Below are 15,566 nucleotides of genomic sequence, written 5' to 3'. Positions count from 1 at the left end.
CTATTTGATATCCCACCAAACCGGAGTACTTCCCGGTACTCCTGCAGGAGTATTTACATTTTGCTGACGTGCGCTTAATGGATAAGTCATACGTTTCATCAGTCCGCCTGCTTCCAGACCATTAGTCCATGGTGCAACCAACTCTCCCGGAGTGTATACTGCCTCATTAGCTTGTATCTGAGCTGCTGAATAAGAAGATAGTTTCGGACAATCCGTACGACGAATCTCACTCCATGCTTCCATGTGATCCATATAGAAAAGAGCTACCCATTTCTGCATATAAATCAAGTTTAGCTTGTCTGCCAGTGTAGAGGCAGCAGACCATGCACACTCTCCTTCCAGAATAGTGCTTTCTTGACCTGTAAATCCACGAACGGCAAAGTCAGCAGTTACACCTGCTTCATAAGCACTTTTTGCATTCGCATCATCATTGAGGAAACGAGCATATACCTCTGCTATCAGGAATTGTAATTCAGCCTGAGTAAAGAAATAGACAGGTTTTGTAGCCCCGATAGAGTAATCAATCGCACTCACGTTTTTATTTTTCCAGTTGTCAGTACCCAGAATGCTTTGCATATGTGTTTTTCCTCCGGGAAGTTGACCGACATACTTTCCATCCGCATCTGTTTTACTAATACCATAGGCGATTCGAGGATCTCCCGTACTGCTTAAATAAGAAATTAATGGATAAGCAGCACAATGATTACCGGTCAATCCGACCGCATTTGTATTATACCATGGATTCCGTTTGTCTGTTTCATCCAAAAAACAATCCAGTTTCACGTCACCGGTAAAGAATTCGTTGTTTTGTACCAAGGGCTTCACTTTCTCTGTATACGAAGCCGCATCTATATTGGCATCAATGAAACGCAGATACATACGGAGGCGAAGAGCATTGGCAAAACCTTTCCATTGAGCGATATTTTTGTTGAATATCAAATCCGGCACATCCATACCGCTTCCATCCAAAGCAGCTTCTGCTGCATCGATCTCACCTAATATACCTTTATATACTGTTTCACCTGTATCCCATTTAGGTGTGGCATTGGCATTACCTTGCAGAGCTTCCGAATAAGGTGAGTCACTGGTATTATCTACCATTATCTGAAAGGCATATGCTCTTAGTATGGTAGTGGCGAAGCGGTCGGCAGGGTTTGTAGTCTTTTCCAGAACCTGCTTTGCATCTTCCAAAGCTCCTGCAAACAGGATTCTATAAGAATAATCCATTTGCTGGGAAGATTCGGTAAATGTATATTCACATAGAGTGTTATACTGATTCGACTCCGGTTTCTGTTCATAGTACTGAGCGAAAAAGCCAGCGTAATTATAAATTTCTCCGCCTACCGCCGAAGCAATGGAAGCACTGATAGAGGGGAATATCAAATCCGCCGTCACCTGATCATTCATCGGGTAGTTCGGGTCGTCATTGATGTTCAGGTCGCAACCTGCAAACAATGCTGTTGTTGCTAATGATGCATATAATAATATTTTTTTCATTTTTATTCCTGTTTAAAATTTAACCATTAAGTTGAAACCGAAACGACGTGAGCTGGGATTAGCTGTGTATTCTCCATAGTTACCTTCAAGGTCATTACCAAATGAAGTCATTTCGGGATCAATAAATGTATTGCTGGATGGAGTCCAGACAAATAAGTTATTGCCATATGCAGACACTTTTACTGCCTGGAAAGGAGTTTTTGCCAACCATCTTCTGGGGAGGTCCCAACCTAATACAACAGAACGAAGCTTGACGTATGATTTGTCCACCAGGAAGCAGCTTCCCATATCAGAGCCACCGTCACCCCAGTATTTATAAATGTTAGAACTAGTAATAGGAGTTGTATTTTCTACATAAGTAACGTTTTCTCCATTCACTATTTTATTTACTGAGTTAGGAACAATCAAAGGATTACGGTCATTGTAGGCAGTCTGTATTGCGTTACCGGTAAAATAGTTTATATCTTTAGTACGTGAATACATTACTCCCCCCTGACGGATATCAAAATCAATACCTAAGCTTATGCCTTTATATTTTAAATTAGTAGAAACACCCATTTGATATTTGTTATTCATATCTCCGCAGATTCCGAATTCGCTGGCTTCAACCGGAAGACCCGTTGATGAATTTACTACAATACGTCCTTGCGGATCACGTTCGGCTACCTGAGCCTTGAAAACACCAACAGGCATGCCTGTTATAGCGTACATACTGGTACCTCCATTGAGACCATAAATCGTTGTAATGCCACCCAATTCTTCCGGCAAACTGATCACCTTGCTCCAGTTCTTTGTGAAGTTCCATGTCAGTTCCCAACTAAAATCTTTTGTTCTTATCGGAGTACCGCTGATCAGGAGTTCTATACCACGGTTACGAATCTTACCCAAGTTCATATTCTGTGCTGTATAGCCTGAAGCAGGGTCCATAGCCAAAGAGAAAATCTGCTTATCGGTATTCCTGTTATAATAAGATACGTCAAAAGAGAGGCGGTTTTGGAAGAAAGCCATATTTAAACCGACTTCAGATTCTGTGGTCATTTCCGGACTTAATGTATTACTTCCGAGTACATTTCCTGCAGAGTAAGCGTTGACACCTCCTAGAGGGAAAGTCAGAGAACCGAAAGGTATTCTATTGGAAGATTGTGCATACACAGGATTAACCATATACACATCAGCATCGTTACCTGTTTTACCCCAGCTGGCGCGTATCTTACCAAAAGTTATCACATCCTGCAGATTGTCATTCAATAATTCGCTGAAAATAAAACTACCGGTAATACCGGGATAGAAGAAACTGCGATTTTCTTTCGGAAGAGTAGAAGACCAGTCATTACGGGCAGTTACCGTTAAATAGAGCATATTCTTCCATGAACCTTCAAACTGTCCGAAAACACCCATCAGACGTCTGAGTTCCATGTGCTGTTCTACTATAGGAGTTTTGCCGGAGTTCTTCAGATTAAACCATGTAGGAATCGTTAAATCATTAACTTCTGAATATTGATAAGAGACTTTACGTTCATTGCCATTGAAACCGACCAGTGCATTGACATTAAAATCGTTAACCGGCATATTGAAATTAACCATAATATCCTGGTTTATCTCGCGACGACGGGTTATCTGCTCGGAATATTGTCCGGTTTCACCAGAGAAAGGACTGCTGGAGCCCTGACCTTCTCCATTAGGAGTACCTTCATAATAAAGAGCGTACAGATTCGGTTTTCCTTTGTCACTTTGTCCTGTCGTAGTATCCAAGCCCATACGGTACGTAAACTTGAAGTATTTCAGGAATTCATAATCCAATTGAAATTTTCCGTAGAATCTTTCAGATTCATATTCATTCAAATAGTTATTCAAAATATAATAAGGGTTCATAACTCCGTAGGGGGTATAATAATATCCCGGAGTGTTGAACGGATCATTCTGGTCTTCCAGTCCTATTATGCTGATATCTCTTGGTGTCTGATATAAAGAGTTTAGCATGGACAAACCTTGTCCCGTAGTAGCAAAGTTATTCTTCTGATAAGCGTAATTCAGTGAAGAAGAGAATGTCAACGCTCCTGCCTTATGGCTGCCGCGTGCAGAAAAAGTATATTTATCGTAGCTGTCAGCATCTGTCGGGATCATACCATCATCGCTGATCTGAGAGAATGATACATAATAATCACTTTTATCTGTAGCTCCATTGAATGAAAGGCTGTTGCTATATCTGAATCCCGCATCAAAAAAGTCTTTGATGTTATCAGGCATTGCCACATAAGGTTTCAGTTTCTGAGAGTTGTTGTACACATTCCCCCACAGCTGCATGGAACCATCGAAACGAGGTCCCCAGGAACCGTTCTCCAATTCTGTATGGTTGCCGTTCCATCCCATACCAAATTCATTTTGAAATTCCGGCAGACGCAGAACAGTTGACCACTGAACTCCACCGTTATACTCGATTCCAACTCCTTTTTCTTTCCGGCCACTTTTGGTAGTAATCATGACTACACCATTGGCGGCACGGCTACCATACAAAGCAGTAGCCGCAGCACCTTTCAAAATAGTCATGTTTGCCACATCATCCGGATTGATAGCGTTGGCACCGTTTCCAAAATCATATCCGCTATTCAAACCATCTGTAGAGTATACGGTAGAGTTATTCAAAGGTACTCCATCCACGACATATAGTGGCTGGTTGGTACCGGAGAGTGAGCTGACTCCACGGATAATGACCGAATTAGAGGCTCCGGGGTCAGATGAAGTGCTGGAAATCTGTACACCTGCAATCTTACCTGCCAAGCTTGACATCACATCAGATGTACGGCTTTCCGCAATTTTTTCTCCACCCACTGAGGTCGCAGCATAACCTAATGCTTTTTCAGATCTTTTAATACCCATTGCTGTAACAACAACTTCATCGATCTGTTGAGCATCCGACCTAAGTACTACCTTTAAATTAGGCTTAATCGCTACTTCTTGAGTTTGCATACCGATGTACGAAATTTGCAAAGTCTTTGCAGAACTAATTTTTAATATAAAATGCTGATTATTACAATAATGAGAAATATAAGCCTAATCATTTTACATATTATTGTATCCATATATAAACATGATAATCAATTATTTATCAGTATCAAAGCTACCCTTTTCTTTAACGGATGATACCCTGTTTCTATCCGTTTTTATCAACTAAGTAATTTATTATAAGCAAGTTGCGTCTTTTTTTATTTATATGAAGCGCCATTAATGAATACTATTTTTATATTTATTGGATATTTCTCACCACCAATCATAATGAATGATTACTTTTTGCATAATAGTAGAAAAAGAACAAATCTGAATAAAAGCATATTTAGTTATGGTATAATTCAAAATATGCAAGACTAGCTTGTGGTAGTAACAAAAATCGGCAGAATTTTAAAACAGCAGATCTGCAGATGAAATATATCTGTCTACTATTGTCTCCTTGTGATATGCGATTGTTTGTATCAGCTTGCACCTTTAAATATAAAAGAAACGTTTAGTTTCGATATGATATATTCCCCTGTGACAAAAAAAACTATCAGTTAGAACAGATTTAGAAATTAAAACTACTTTTGACTCTTCCTTTTAAAGCAATTAGATGTTTCTCGGTGAGTAACGATCTGTTCCTTTTAAAGGAACGGATCGTCCCTTTAAAAGGAATGAGTCCTGACATTGCACTTATTATGTATATTACAGTCATTTATATGCGACAAATCACTTGTAAATTGCATATTCTTACATTGATTTATGCATTATTTCTGCCATATTGTTAGATTCTGAATCAATTTTATTGAAACCAATCTTAAAAACAGGACATTCTTAGACAATCAATGTCTAACCTTTTTGTCTATTAGCTAATTTTGAATGGGCCGCTTTCTCAAGATCATGCACAATGGTCATATCCATGATATTGGCATACACTTGAGTTGTCTTCACGCTTTTGTGCCCCAACAGTTTCTGTACAGTGGTTATATTGGCACCACTATATATTAATAAGGTAGCATTTGTGTGACGTGCTGTATGAAATGATATACGTTTATCCATTTTTGCCAACTTAGCTAATGCATTCAAGTCTTTATTTACATTAGAATTATCTTTCAATTTAAAGAATCCATCCAGATCCTCTTTATAGTGCTCCAAAACCTTAAGACCTTTACCTTCAAATAATAAATATAAAGGTAGACGCACATCAATACCTGTTTTAACGGATTTGTAAATCAACCATGTCTCCTGATGGAGTTCAACAATATTTGCAGCCGTCAGATTTATAAAATCAGAATACCGTAAGCCGGCATAGCAGCAAAATAGAAAGGCATCCTTCGATTTTTGCAACTTCGTAAATTTCCCTTCCAAAATCAAATTTTCCATTTTATTCAGCTCTTCCGGAGATAGGTGCGTATGATTTCCTTCTATACTTTTTATTTTATATTTTCTAAAAGCATACTTCTGAATATCCATGTATTCCTTATTTATAGCCACATTTACATACCGCTTTAGATGCTTCATATGCTTAGCAATGGTATTGAGATGATACCCTTTAGATTGCAAATAGTTATCAAACGAAGACACAAATTCAAATGTCAAATCAGTGAATACAATGTCTTTTTTATACTCTTGCAACAATTCTAAAGTGGATAGATGGTTCTGTTTGGTGCTTTCTTTTAAAGAAGAGTTGTTGACTTCTTCTTTAAAAAACGTCAGAAATGAGTTTCCACTATTTTCCGGTTTGTCAATAGAGTCTTTCAACGAATCTAAAGATATCGATCTTCTCTGTTGCCATAATCCAAGTTCTTTCTGTTCGATGTCAGCTATAAAATCATATAGCATTCGATTTAAAGCATCTGAATTAGGATGGTTCTTTACCATCCTTCGCTTTACGTCCCATTGTTCTGGTTTAAGGTATACCCTGGTTGAAAAATACATTTTTCTCCTGTTTAAGTAAGCCTCTACTTGTACCAATGCCATTCCCTTTTTGTTCAGCTTCTTTTTTCTGTTAAACACGAGGCTGTAACTAATCTTCTTCATTCTATAATCTTTTAGTTAATACTAAGAACAAATTAAACTAAGTTCTGTGCTATAATTAAGGTTGAACCTGCATTAATTTCTGCAAAAATTAAAATTCAATAATTAAGTATTTACATAACTTTAATTTAAATGCTATTTTTTTATCGCCATTTCTTTATAATAAATCAAAAAGAAACGTGTATGGGTGAGTTTTATGTCCAAAAACAAGCAAACAGAATGTTAATTAGTACACTTTGTCTTCACAAATTGACATTTAATGCTTGATAATTCGGAATATTCAAAGCGAATAAAGATGTTTATCAGCATGTTTTTTGATGTTATAAATAACAATATGTTATATATACAACCTTTTTTTATCAAATTAATTGTTAGTTTCATATTTATTAATAATTTTGCAACTTGTTAGAGTATAGAGACAATTAATGTAAAGTTGAACTTTAAGAGAGAATTTATGAAAAGAAAATTAATGCTGTTATTGGCATGCCTTTTTGTAGGCATAAGCCTAGTAACCGCTCAAACTCAGAAAGTCACAGGCGTTGTGATTTCTGAAGAAGACGGGCAACCAGTTGTTGGAGCCTCTGTGTTGATAAAAGGTACTACTCAAGGTACAATCACAGACATCGATGGTAATTTTAATTTGGCGAACGTACCAAGTTCTGCAAAGACTTTGCAGATTTCGTATATCGGTATGCAGACACAAGAAGTGGCTATCAGACCAACTGTGAAAGTTGTGCTGAAATCTGATGCACAAAATCTTGATGAGGTTATTGTTGTAGCTTATGGTACTGCGAAGAAGTCTTCATTCACAGGATCAGCTGCTGTCATTAAGGCAGATAAAATCGTTTCCGGTTCTAAAGAGTCTTTTGACAAAGCGCTGTCCGGTAAAATGGCAGGTGTGCGCACAGCCTCAGCAACTGGTGACCCAGGTTCTATGGCCGAAATCAACATTCGCGGTGTCGGTTCTATCAGTGCTTCTAAAAGCCCGTTGTATGTTATTGACGGTGTTGTAACGAAGGCTGACGACGACATGAACTACTACGGTAAGACTCAAAGCGTATTGAGTACACTGAATCCTGAAGACATCGAAAGCATGACTGTTCTGAAAGATGCTGCCGCTGCTTCATTGTACGGTTCACGTGCCGCAAACGGTGTTATCATCATTACCACAAAGAAAGGTAAAGAAGGAAAAACGAATGTCAGCTATTCAGGTGAAGTAGGCTGGAACAAGATGGCTGTAAATGCTTTCAATATGATGGGATCAGCCGACTTGATTGACTACACACGCGAATCATTAGCCAACTGTCTGGTTACTTACGGAATAACAGATAGCAAACAAGCAGCATTGAACAACATCGATAACGGAGGTGATATGTTCATTCCTCTGCTCGACTCACCGGCTACTGTTGCTGACTTTATCCATGATCCATCCGGTAAAGTAAATACGAACTGGAAGAAAGAAATCTATCGTACTGCTTTCACTCAAGATCACCAGGTATCTATCAACGGCGGTTCGTCAAAGACTCAGTTCTATGCCGGAGTTGGCTACAATAAGAGCGAGGGTATCGTTCTTGGTAGTGACTTCGAACGTATCTCCGGTCGTCTGAACGTTAATCACAAAGTAAATAACTGGCTGAACGTAGCTCTCAAGCAAATGATAGCCGCTACATCGCAAGATGGTTTCCGCGATCAGGGAGACCAGGCTCAAGGAATGGGTACTTCTTCTCCGATAGGTATTTTATTCGCAATGGACCCGACTGCTCCGGTAAAGAATGAAGATGGTTCATATAATAAAAATGCAGCATGGGGTAAAGTTACCAACCCGCATCTGATGCTAGGTGGTAAAGACAGCGATACAGCTCTGGAGTGGATTCAGACCAAAATGTTCCGTAGCATGACCAATGCAGATGTAACAATCAAATTCTGTGATAAGTTATCACTTAACTCTATCTTTGGTTATGACTATGTAGACAACAAGCACTTTGAATATTGGGATCGCAACAGCGTTAACGGTGGTTCCGTCAGCGGAATGGGTTCTCGTTATACCTTCGAAAGCCGCGTAGCTACCAGCTCTTCTACATTAAACTACACGGATACTTTTAAAGATATGCACAATCTGAACTTGATGGCCGGTTTCGAAGTTGAAAACAGAGACCTGCTGCAGATTGTAACTGTTGCCAAACGTTATTCAAGCCACTATCCCGAATTGGCCAACGGACAACCGGACCAGGCTGCAAGTTCAACCTTGGGAGCCGGCATGATGTCATATTTCGCAAGTGGCAATTATAACTATGATAACAAGTATTATCTTTCTGCCAGTTTCCGTCGTGATGGTTCGTCACGTTTGAGTGAAGACAACCGTTGGGCTAGTTTCTGGTCTGTATCCGGTGCATGGAGAATGAGTAAAGAAGGATTTATGCAAGATATGCCGTTATTTACCGACTTCAAGATCAAAGCATCTTATGGTACAAACGGTAACTTACCCTCAGATTACTATGGTTACATGGACCTGTATACAGGTTCCGGATACGGAAGTGCTCCCGCCATTTACTGGTCAAGAATGGCTAACGACAAATTAAGCTGGGAAAAATCCAAGAACTTCAATATGGGAATTGAATGGAATATGTACGACCGCGTAAATCTGTCTCTGGAATATTACAATAAGAAGACTACGGATTTGCTGTTCGAAGTACCTACTTCATTAATCACCGGCTTTGACTCCCGTTGGGAAAATCTGGGTGCATTGAAGAACGACGGTTTCGAATTGGAACTCAATTCTAAAAATATCAGCAACAAGAACTTTACATGGACTTCAAACTTCAACCTGACTTACCAACGTGCATTGGTAGACAAACTTCCTGAAGGAAAAGATATCCAGTATGGAGACGGAGAAATGTATCTGCACCGTGAGGGAGAGTCAATGTACACATTCTATCTGCCCGAATGGAAAGGTGTAAATCCTGAAACAGGTCTGGGAGAATTCTGGTTAGATCCTGAAGATCACTCAAAGGGAGTGGTAAATGACTACTCGGAAGCAGGTAAGGGAATTGTAGGAAAAGCATTGCCTGATGTTATCGGTGGATTCAGCAACACTTTCACATACAAAGACTTTGACCTGTCATTCCTGATCACTTATCAGTTTGGTGGTGATATGTTCGATTATCCGGGATATTTCTCTCATCATGATGGCGTAAGAATCGGTTCCATGAACCTGTCAGAAGATGTAGCCGGAAACTACTGGAAAAATCCGGGTGATAAAGTAGACAACCCGATGCCTATCTATGCCAACCCTTATCGTTGGGACAGATTCTCAAGCCGCACAATCAAATCGACTGACAATATTCGTCTGAGAGAAATGACAGTAGGATATACTCTGCCGGTATTGAAGAAGCACATTTCCAACTTCCGCATCTACTTCAGAGCAAACAATCTGGCTATGTTGTGGTCGAAGACTAAAAACATTGACCCGGATGTAGCGATCAATGGTTATCGTCAGGCAGATACACCGGCATTGAGAAGCTGTGTATTCGGCATTAATATCAAATTATAATCTATAAACAGACTGAATAATGAAAAAAATATATTTACCCATTCTATTACTGACGTTGGCAGTATCCTCATGCGATACTTTCGACAAAGTGCCTTCCAGTGAATGGCCTTCAGAAGGTGCTATTAAGACTCTCGAAGATTTACAGTTTGCAGTTAACGGTGTTTATGAGTCTCAAACTTCTTCTATAGACGCGGGAACTAATCCACGTGGCAGCTACGCAGGTGATTTCTTCTTGTACGCCGACCAAAGAGGTAGCGACTTCAAAGCTATCGGTAGTAATAAACAAACTGTCGATGTATATGCTTACCAAGCTACTAAGAATAGTTCTGATTCATACTATTTCTATAAACGCTTCTATCTTTCTCTGGCAAGAATAAACAAAGTTTTGGAGGGAGTTAAGAAATCCGGTCTGGAAGGAGCTGAAGTTGATGTTCAGGTAGGTGAATTGTATGCTTTACGGGCACTTTTCCACTTTGACTTGGCCCGCTTGTTCGCTAAACTTCCTTGCAATGCACAGGCCAGCGATCCGGGCATCGTATTGTCTACAGAAGTTTTCGAATCCGGATATACAGCAGAAAGAGCTACTATTGCGAAAACTTACGAAACCATCCTGGATGACTTGAAGACTGCATTGGATAATCTCCCAGAAACCAGCAAGGTAGTAACTGCCGGTCATATCGACTATTGGGGAGCCCGTGCACTGAGAGCCCGTGCATATCTCTACATGAATGAGAACAGTAAAGCACTTGAGGATGCCAAATATGTAATCGAAAAATCTCCATACAAGCTGTACACCAGAGATGAATACGAAACAGTATGGACCAAAGTTGGAAGCAGTGAAAGCATTTTCGAGTTCCTGATTACCTCACTCTATAATGCACAACGTAACTCTCTCGGATTCTACACACATGCCGAAGGTTATGCAGAAGCCGGTATCACCGATGCATTCAAAACTTTCCTTCAAGAACGTCCGGAAGATGTTCGCAGCACTCTGATTGCTGAAGAAAGCGACGGTGGAGATAACGAAGGCTGGTATATCCAGAAGTATCCGGGACGCGACGGAGAAATATATGTAAATAATCCGAAAGTAATCCGCCTGTCCGAAGTATATCTGATTGCCGCAGAAGCTGCATTAAAAGCAGGTGGTGCTGATCCTGCCAGCTATATCAATGACTTGCGTAAGCAAAGAATAGCCGGCTATGAAGACGTTGCTTCTGTTACTATCGATGATATTCTGACAGAACGCAGACTGGAACTTTATGGTGAAGGTCATAACGCCTGGGATACATGGAGAAACAAAAAGGCAGTAACGAATGCCCAAGTTCCGGCCGGTCCGATCAACTATGACGACTATCGTACCGTAATGCCTATTCCGGTTTCCGAGATCAATGTATCTAACGGTAAGCTGAAACAAAACGAAGGCTACTAATACACTGAAACCATTTTAATAACGAGCCCGTTTAACTTTAAGCAGTTAAACGGGCTCGCTTTTTATTTTTCATTTCCGAATTTACACATGAAAGTAATCTTATCCGTTCCTCCCCACAATACAGACTTCTACTTGCAGATACCGCTCAGCCCTTCTCTCACAATATCCGCCAATATCGGCTTCGCTCCACTCACAAAGCATTCCACTGCAATCACCATCAGAATCAATCCCATCAAACGCATCATTACATTATTTCCGGTCTCTCCCAGTACTTTCACCAGTCGGGTGGAAGCACGGAGAATGAAGAACGTCAGCAGATAAATCAAAGCGATTGTTCCGATCAATATACCTTTCATTGCATAAGTATGAGAATCCTGCATCAAAACGATGGCGTTAGCGATAGCCCCGGGACCACACAACATCGGAATTCCAAGAGGAGTAATGGAGATGTCATCGGCATAGGTTTTAATCTCTTCGTCTTTAAGTTTCATCGGAGTATACCGTGCCTGAAGCATATCAAAACCAATCTTAAAGATAATTACTCCACCGGCAATACGGAAACCATTGGTAGAGATACCGAAGAATTTGAAAAGGAACTGCCCGGCAAAGACAAACACCATCAACGTTATAAACGACACGATGGTGGCACGGCGCACAATAGCCTGCCGCTCCTTATCTGTCATTCCGTGTGTCATGGTCAGAAAGACCGGCATTGTCCCCAAAGGATTGGTCAGCGTAAAGAACGAAGTAAAACAAAGTAAGGCAAATGGCAGAAGCGTACTATCCATGATGTTATCGTATTTTATACATTTATTAAATGCAACAAAAATACGACTTAATCCATAAAACCTACAATAAATTCATTAATTCTTTCAGTGAATGGATATGATAGGTAGGTTGAAAAGGAAAAGCGGTTCGTTCCGTCACATCATAGAAAGCCTGATGCATCCCTACCCCATGCGCTCCGGTAATATCGGCTTCCCAACTGTCACCGATCATTAACGATTCGCGTAACTCGGACTGGGTGGCAGATAAAGCAAAATGAAAGATTTCGGGCCAAGGCTTCAATACGCCGAGGTCCTCCGAAAGAATGATCTTCTTAAAATAACGATCTACTCCTGCCGAACGCATCTTGCGCGACTGCAGTTCGCGGAAACCATTGGAAAGGATATACAGATTATACTGCGGCGCAAGATACTCCAACACTTCTTTGGCATGGGGCATCAGACCGCTTTTGGTAGGAATAATGGCAAAGAAATCTTCCGAGAAACGCTCAGCCAAAGCCTCATCCTCCACTCCTACTGCCTGTAAGGGATAAAAGAAACGCTGGCGGTTCAGTTCCTCCTTTGTCACCTTTCCCTCTCCATATTCAAGCCAGAGTTCGGTATTGCGTCGTTGATACAGTGTGTAATAATGATCGAATGAATCAAAATAGCGGTCAAATGAATATTTCTGATATACTTCTTCAAAGGTGTCGCGTGCATTTCGTGAGAAAGCCCAGATGGTGTCATCCAGGTCAAAAAAGAGATTTTTATATTTCATTGGCTCCGTGATATATATAATATGAGAAATAAAAAAGCCAATGTGCTAATTTCTTGAATTCAGGAATCAGCACATTGGCAATTCTAACCAGGTATGTCTACCTTATTTTACCTGAATAACCAAGTATCTGGATACGCTCCAGAATTCGGCAGGATTAGTAATTTTCAAAGTCAGCTGACCTTTGTCATCTTTCACCAGTTCATAAGAACCTGTCGGATGAGTAGTCAACAACTCAGCACGTTTGGAGTACAACTTGATTTCTTTTGTTGTACGGATATCGATCTGAGTAAAATAATCCTTGTTGAAATCAGCGCTCTTCAGCACGTCACCGCTCTGAAGAATCTTCTGGGCTTTCAACTCTGATTTTGTTCCGAATACGAACCATGCGGCATTCAGACTCTTATCCTGTTCGGCAACGGTTTTAGCTTTCGCTTCGTTTTCGGCAGCCAAAGATTCTTTGGCAGCAGACAGGTCGCTGACAGCTGCATCCAGTTCCTGGATACGAATGTTCTTAGACGCCAGTTCAGTCTGAAGTTCTTCGATACGTTGTTGTTTAGCTTTCAATTCAGCAGTCAGAGCTTCTACAGCTTTCTTCATCTGAGTAGAGTTATACTTGCTGTTTTTCAGCTGAGCTTCCAGTTTTGCAATCTGAGCTTTGTTTTCTTCCATTTGCTTGGAGATGAATTCGATATCAGAAGCAATCTGTTGCTTGGCACTGGCTGAATTTTCGGTAATAGTACCACGCTGCAAGTCCACACGGCTTTCGGCAGCATTGATCTTACGGAATCCTTCCTGCACTTCATTGAAAGTTCCCATCATATCATCCAATTCAGCGTTACGCTGTGTCAATTCCATTAAAAGAGAGTCATTTTCAGCCTTAAGGTCTTTGCTTCCACCTTTAAAGTCACACGAAGCCAACATGGCTGCGCACATAAATAAAACTGCTAACTTTTTCATACGTTTACGTTTTACGTTTTTAAATGAAGTTATTTTAATCGTCTATTCCTGCTAATACTATCACAATCTCGCCCCGGGGCTCGGTAGCGGTAAAGTGTTCTATCAATTCCGCCAAACTTCCCCGAACGGTTTCTTCGTGGAGTTTGGAAATTTCGCGAGACACGGTTGCCTGACGTTCAGTGCCGAAATATTCGGCAAACTGTGTCAACGTTTTCAACAAGCGGTGAGGCGATTCATAAAACACCATAGTACGATGTTCTTCTGCCAATGCCTTCAGTCGTGTCTGTCGTCCTTTCTTCTGAGGGAGGAACCCTTCGAAGCAGAACTTTTCATTCGGCAGTCCCGATGCTACCAGTGCCGGAACAAAAGCTGTCGCTCCCGGCAAACATTGCACGTCGATACCGTTGCGCACACATTCGCGGACTACCAAAAATCCCGGATCAGAAATCCCGGGTGTTCCGGCATCCGAAATCAATGCCACGGTTTCACCTGCCTTTATTCTATTAACAACACTTTCCACCGTTTTATGTTCATTAAATTTGTGGTGAGATTGCATTGCGTTCTTTATTTCAAAGTGTTTCAGCAAAATACCGGAAGTACGTGTGTCCTCTGCCAAAATCAGATCGACCTCTTTCAGCACCTTGATTGCCCGAAAGGTCATGTCCTCCAGATTTCCTACCGGCGTAGGTACTACATATAACTTTCCCATAAACTTTTATGCTGATTGATTAAAATACTTTTTTAGCAACTCCAGAAAGTCGGTCATCGCCTCATTCTCTTCGTTTACGCTGACTTTCGAGGCAAGAAATGCCACGGCAGTCTTATAAGAACTCATGACTGATATCTGCTCGATAACACGGTTCATCAGTTCAGGGTCTCCGCCGAATATCTCACGTGAGAAACGGAAAGAATCATTCAGGCTGATGGAATGACGTAATCCGGCAGCCATCTTTATGCTTTCGCCCAATACGGCAGCTTTCGGCTCCTCTATCAGAAGCGATTCGTCGTCTTCCGACTCATCTTCCACTTCTTTCTCTTCCATTTCGTCTTCGACAACAGGTTCCTCAATTACTGTTTCTTCCACAACAGCCTGCGGTTCCTGTACTATCACAGGTTCATCTTCTCCCAGCGCTGTCGCTTCATTCTCTTCCACGACCTTCTCTTCTATTACCGGATATTCAATTTCCTCTATTACAGGAGCTTGTTCTTCAACAATGGGGACTTCACTTTCCACTTCCGCTATAGCGGAAGGCGAATCTTCCACCGGTACAGCTTCTATCTCTTCCGACAACTGCTCCAAACGATCCTGCATACGCAGGATGCTCCGCTTCAACAGTTCAGACAAAGTCTGAGTCGGCTCTTTAGAAAACGTATCCATGAGTAGCTTCAGCTCATGAACATCCAGCTCAATATCTGTTAATAGCTTCTGTTTCATTTCCATCCATTGTTATTATGGTGCGAATGTAGGAATAATTTATGCAATAACTTAAAATAATGGATAATTTAACAGTTCTTGTACATCGAATTGTTTACCTTTGTCCATTCATTTATTTAATCAAGAAAGCA

Annotated in this window: 9 protein-coding genes and 1 pseudogene; 2 read left to right on the top strand and 8 right to left on the bottom strand. The window is 40.7% G+C overall.

The genetic code is table 11. From position 1 onward, the window contains the following. From BLW31_RS15585 to BLW31_RS15570, 3 genes and pseudogenes are all read right to left on the bottom strand, one after another. On the bottom strand, positions 1-1,497 hold the full coding sequence (locus tag BLW31_RS15585) for a SusD/RagB family nutrient-binding outer membrane lipoprotein (protein ID WP_010539499.1): 1,497 nt from the start codon (positions 1,495-1,497) through the stop codon (positions 1-3). A gap of 12 nt (positions 1,498-1,509) precedes the next feature. Next, positions 1,510-4,512 (bottom strand): annotated as a pseudogene (locus BLW31_RS15580) (SusC/RagA family TonB-linked outer membrane protein); the annotation flags it as partial. An 822-nt stretch (positions 4,513-5,334) separates the two neighbouring features. Next, positions 5,335-6,525, bottom strand: coding sequence for a site-specific integrase (locus tag BLW31_RS15570; protein WP_010539501.1), 1,191 nt, complete (start codon positions 6,523-6,525; stop codon positions 5,335-5,337). A 451-nt stretch (positions 6,526-6,976) separates the two neighbouring features. Between BLW31_RS15570 and BLW31_RS15565 the strand changes: the two genes are divergently transcribed. Next, positions 6,977-10,072 (top strand): SusC/RagA family TonB-linked outer membrane protein, encoded by a 3,096-nt coding sequence (locus BLW31_RS15565; protein ID WP_229112904.1) that lies wholly within the window; start codon positions 6,977-6,979, stop codon positions 10,070-10,072. A 19-nt stretch (positions 10,073-10,091) separates the two neighbouring features. Continuing rightward, a complete protein-coding gene (locus BLW31_RS15560; RefSeq protein WP_010535334.1) occupies positions 10,092-11,501 on the top strand; it encodes a RagB/SusD family nutrient uptake outer membrane protein in 1,410 nt (469 codons plus the stop codon). Between the two features lie 128 nt (positions 11,502-11,629). Here BLW31_RS15560 and BLW31_RS15555 read toward each other — a convergent pair whose 3' ends face one another. The 5 genes from BLW31_RS15555 to BLW31_RS15535 form a co-directional block, all read right to left on the bottom strand. Continuing rightward, positions 11,630-12,289 (bottom strand): MarC family protein, encoded by a 660-nt coding sequence (locus tag BLW31_RS15555; RefSeq protein WP_010535335.1) that lies wholly within the window; start codon positions 12,287-12,289, stop codon positions 11,630-11,632. 61 nt (positions 12,290-12,350) lie between these two features. Next, the gene (locus tag BLW31_RS15550) at positions 12,351-13,043 is read right to left on the bottom strand and encodes a YjjG family noncanonical pyrimidine nucleotidase (RefSeq protein ID WP_010535336.1); all 693 of its coding nucleotides are present in this window, start codon (positions 13,041-13,043) and stop codon (positions 12,351-12,353) included. A 102-nt stretch (positions 13,044-13,145) separates the two neighbouring features. Further along, on the bottom strand, positions 13,146-14,000 hold the full coding sequence (locus BLW31_RS15545; protein WP_008763834.1) for a Cbp1 family collagen-binding glycoprotein adhesin: 855 nt from the start codon (positions 13,998-14,000) through the stop codon (positions 13,146-13,148). Between the two features lie 34 nt (positions 14,001-14,034). Further along, complete coding sequence (gene rsmI, locus BLW31_RS15540) at positions 14,035-14,709, bottom strand: 16S rRNA (cytidine(1402)-2'-O)-methyltransferase (protein WP_010535337.1); 675 nt, start codon at positions 14,707-14,709, stop codon at positions 14,035-14,037. A 6-nt stretch (positions 14,710-14,715) separates the two neighbouring features. Beyond that, positions 14,716-15,435, bottom strand: coding sequence for a DUF8457 domain-containing protein (locus BLW31_RS15535; RefSeq protein ID WP_029424988.1), 720 nt, complete (start codon positions 15,433-15,435; stop codon positions 14,716-14,718). Between the last annotated feature and the right edge of the window lie 131 nt (positions 15,436-15,566).

This window comes from Bacteroides faecis MAJ27 (assembly GCF_900106755.1).
In the GTDB taxonomy this organism is placed as follows: domain Bacteria; phylum Bacteroidota; class Bacteroidia; order Bacteroidales; family Bacteroidaceae; genus Bacteroides; species Bacteroides faecis.
The sequence above is the reverse complement of the archived record's forward strand: the minus strand, read 5'-3'. Positions and strand labels throughout refer to the sequence as shown.

What these genes read in the sequence shown, in the direction of transcription:
- BLW31_RS15585 (WP_010539499.1), bottom strand. Translation starts at nt 1,497, where the DNA reads ATGAAAAAAATATTATTATATGCATCATTAGCAACAACAGCATTGTTT.
- BLW31_RS15570 (WP_010539501.1), bottom strand. Translation starts at nt 6,525, where the DNA reads ATGAAGAAGATTAGTTACAGCCTCGTGTTTAACAGAAAAAAGAAGCTG.
- BLW31_RS15565 (WP_229112904.1), top strand. Translation starts at nt 6,977, where the DNA reads ATGAAAAGAAAATTAATGCTGTTATTGGCATGCCTTTTTGTAGGCATA.
- BLW31_RS15560 (WP_010535334.1), top strand. Translation starts at nt 10,092, where the DNA reads ATGAAAAAAATATATTTACCCATTCTATTACTGACGTTGGCAGTATCC.
- BLW31_RS15555 (WP_010535335.1), bottom strand. Translation starts at nt 12,289, where the DNA reads ATGGATAGTACGCTTCTGCCATTTGCCTTACTTTGTTTTACTTCGTTC.
- BLW31_RS15550 (WP_010535336.1), bottom strand. Translation starts at nt 13,043, where the DNA reads ATGAAATATAAAAATCTCTTTTTTGACCTGGATGACACCATCTGGGCT.
- BLW31_RS15545 (WP_008763834.1), bottom strand. Translation starts at nt 14,000, where the DNA reads ATGAAAAAGTTAGCAGTTTTATTTATGTGCGCAGCCATGTTGGCTTCG.
- rsmI (WP_010535337.1), bottom strand. Translation starts at nt 14,709, where the DNA reads ATGGGAAAGTTATATGTAGTACCTACGCCGGTAGGAAATCTGGAGGAC.
- BLW31_RS15535 (WP_029424988.1), bottom strand. Translation starts at nt 15,435, where the DNA reads ATGAAACAGAAGCTATTAACAGATATTGAGCTGGATGTTCATGAGCTG.